Source organism: Gemmatimonadales bacterium (assembly GCA_035502185.1).
Classification (GTDB): Bacteria; Gemmatimonadota; Gemmatimonadetes; order Gemmatimonadales; family JACORV01; genus Fen-1245.
This window is the reverse complement of sequence record DATJUT010000100.1, coordinates 1-3,233: the sequence shown is the minus strand read 5'-3', so window position 1 is coordinate 3,233 and position 3,233 is coordinate 1. Positions and strand designations below refer to the sequence as shown.

The following is a 3,233-nucleotide window of genomic DNA, read 5'->3' as shown; positions in this document are numbered from 1 at the left end:
AGGCTCACCGTGAAGGTGGAGCCGCGGCCCGGCTCGCTCGCGACGGTGATGTCGCCGCCCATCAGCTGGCAGAACCGCCTCGAGATCGCCAGCCCGAGCCCGGTGCCCCCGTAGTTGCGCGCCGTCGAGGCCTCCGCCTGCGCGAACGCCTGGAACAGCTTCGCCAGCTGCGCCGCCGTCATCCCGATGCCCGAGTCGGCCACGCGGAAGACGCAGCGATCCCCGGCGCCGTTCTCCCCCTCCCGCGCCGCCGCCAGCGTGATCGTCCCGCCCTTCGTGAACTTGCAGGCGTTCGACAGCAGGTTGAGGAGCACCTGGCGCATCTTCGTCAGGTCGGAGCGCATCGTGCCCAGCTCGCCCGCGCCCTCGACCACCAGGCGATTGGCGTTCTTCTCCACCAGCGGCTGCACCGTCGTCGCGACGTCCTGGAGCATCTGGCGCACGTCGAACGTCTCGAGGTACAGTTCCGTCTTCCCCGCCTCGATCTTGGACAGGTCGAGGATGTCGTTGATCAGCGCGAGCAGGTGGCGGCCGGCGGTGTGGATCTTCTCGAGGTCCGGGGTGAGCGCGGTCTGGCCGAGCTCGGCGACCTCTTCCTGCAGCATCTCGCTGTAGCCGATGATGGCGTTGAGCGGCGTCCGCAGCTCGTGGCTCATGCTGGCGAGGAACTGGCTCTTGGCGCTGCTGGCGGCCTCCGCCTGGCGGCGCGCGGCCAGGAGCTCGGTGATGTCGTGGTAGAGGGCCATCAGCCCGACCCGCTTGCCGTCCACCACCACCGGCACGCCGAGCACCTCCACGTCCACCAGGCGGCCGTCCTTGCGGCGCCGCTGGCTGATCACCTTCACCGGGCGGCGCTCCAGCGCCTGCTCCGTGTAGCCGATGGCCTCGGTGCGCGTGGCCTCGGTGGTGATGAGGTCGTCCAGGTTGCGCCCCGCCACCTCGGCCGCGGTGTAGCCGTACAGCTGCTCGAACGCCGGGTTGCAGGACACCACGTTGTGCGCCAGGTCCAGCGTCACGATCGCCACCGGGTTGTTCTGCACCAGGTCCTCGAAGTACTGCTTCTGGTGCTGCGCGGCGGTGAACAGCCGCGCGTTGTCGATCGCGATGGCGGCCTGCGACGCGAACAGCTGCAGCAGCCTGAGCTCGGCCGGTCCGAACTTCCGCGCCGGCTCGCGGTCCATGATGGCGATGGCGCCCACCAGCCGGCCGCCCACCAGCAGCGGGACCACCAGCACCGCGTGGAACGCGACCTGCGCGTACTGCGGCGACTGGCCCGACCAGACCCGGTAGTCCTCGATGTTGAGCGGCTCGAGGCTCTCCGCCACGTGCCCCATCGCGCCCTCGCCGAGCTTCATCCGCGTGCCCGTCGTGTCGCGGCGGCCGACCTTGTGGCTGGCGACGATCTCCAGCTCGCGGCGGGCGGCGTCGTAGATCGCCAGCTCCCCGTGGCTGACGCCGAGCAGCGCCACCGCGCGCTCGAGTACCGCCTGGAGCAGCGTGCCCAGCTCGAGCTGCGCCGACAGGTCCGCGATGGTGGCGCGGAGGGCCTCCTGCTCGTCGGCCCGCTGCCGCACGGCCGCCAGGAGCCGGGCGCGACCGATCGCGATCCCCGCCTGGTTCGCGGCCGCCGTCAGGATCTCGAGGTCGTCGGGCGCGAACGCGTGCGCGCGGTCGCTCTCGACCACCAGCACGCCCACCAGCTGCCGGTTGATCAGCAGCGGCACGTCCACCTCGGAGCCGCGGTTGCGGGTGGGGAGATAGCGCGTGTCGTGGGTGACCTCGGCGGTGTAGTGCACCTTCCCGTCGAGCAGCGGGCGCTCGCTCAGGCCCTGGCCCGGGCGCACCCGCAGGTCCGGGGGCAGTGCCGCCGCGCCCGACGTCGCGACCAGCACGCGGTCGCCGGTGGGCTCGTCCACCAGGAGCAGCGCGACGAAGTCGTAGCCCAGGGCCTCGTCGTGCAGGCCTTCCGCCACGGCCCGGCAGATCTCGACCTCGGTCTCCGCGGACGCGATGGCCGTGCTGAGGCGCAGCAGCGCCGCCTGGCGGCGGCCCTGGCTGCCGGCCGGCCCGCGGCGCGCCGGCGCGCGACGCGCGGGCTTGGCGCCGCGCCGGTTCTTCGGCTTCACTCGGCCTTGCCCCGCGCGCCGACGAGCCCGCGGACCTCGCGCACCAGCGCGTCGGGGCTCTTGTACCGGTCGAGCACGGCGATGAGCCGCTCCCGGTCGATCGGCTTGGTGAGGTACTCCGAGGCGCCGAGCGCAAAGCCGAGGTGCTCCTCGTCCACGATGGTGGCGAGGATCACGGGGATCGCGGCGAGCGCGGGATCCTCCTTCAGCGCGCCCAGCACCGCCCAGCCGTCCATCCCCGGCATCAGCACGTCGAGGGTGATGACGGCCGGCTTGAGCTCGCGCGCCAGCCTCAGGCCGGTGGGGCCGTCCGCCGCCTCCACGATGTGGAAGCCCTCCCGGCCGAGGAACCGCTGCATCAGGGCCCGCGCCTCGGGATCGTCGTCGATGACCAGCAGCGTGCCGGAGGGCGCGTCCACGGCGGCCACGGCGGGCTCGGCCGCCGGCGCGGCCGGCGCCTCGCGCCGCTCGCCCGGGCTCGCCGGCAGGCGCACGGTGAAGGTGGACCCCTGCCCGGGCACGCTCTCGACCGTGACGTCGCCGCCCATCATCCGGCAGAAGCGGCGCGTGATCGCGAGGCCCAGCCCCGTCCCGCCGTAGTGGCGCGACGTGGAGGCGTCGGCCTGCGTGAACGCCTCGAACAGCTTGGCCCGCTGCTCGGGGGTCATCCCGATCCCGGTGTCGCTCACCCGGAACACCAGCCGGTCGCCGGCGCCGTCGGCCTGGCGCTCGCGCTCGGCCGCCAGCGTGATCGCGCCCTGGCGGGTGAACTTGCAGGCGTTCGAGAGGAGATTCAGCAGCACCTGCCGGGTGCGCGTGAGATCGGAGTGCATCATCCCGATCCCCTCCGCGCAACGGACCTCCATCCGGTTGCCGTTCTTCTCGACCAGCGGAGCGACGGTGGTGGCCACTTCGCGGACGACGGTCTCGACGTCGAACGGCTCCAGGTACAGCTCCAGCTTGCCCGCCTCGATCTTGGAGAGGTCGAGGATGTCGTTGATCAGCGCCAGCAGGTGGCGGCCGGCGGTGTGGATCTTCTCGAGGTCGGGGGCGAGCGCGGTCTGGCCGAGGTCGGCGACCTCCTCCTGCAGCATCTCGCTGTAGCCG

2 protein-coding genes are annotated in these 3,233 nt (G+C 72.4%); both read right to left on the bottom strand.

Annotation, left to right across the window (positions count from 1 at the left end; genetic code table 11):
* Positions 1 to 2,126, bottom strand: a 2,126-nt coding sequence (locus tag VMF70_13020) for a GAF domain-containing protein (protein HTT68939.1), incomplete at its 3' end; no start/stop codon positions are given.
* Positions 2,123 to 3,233 (bottom strand): ATP-binding protein (locus VMF70_13015; GenBank protein ID HTT68938.1); only part of this gene is annotated, 1,111 nt, incomplete at its 5' end. The genes VMF70_13015 and VMF70_13020, both read right to left, overlap by 4 nt.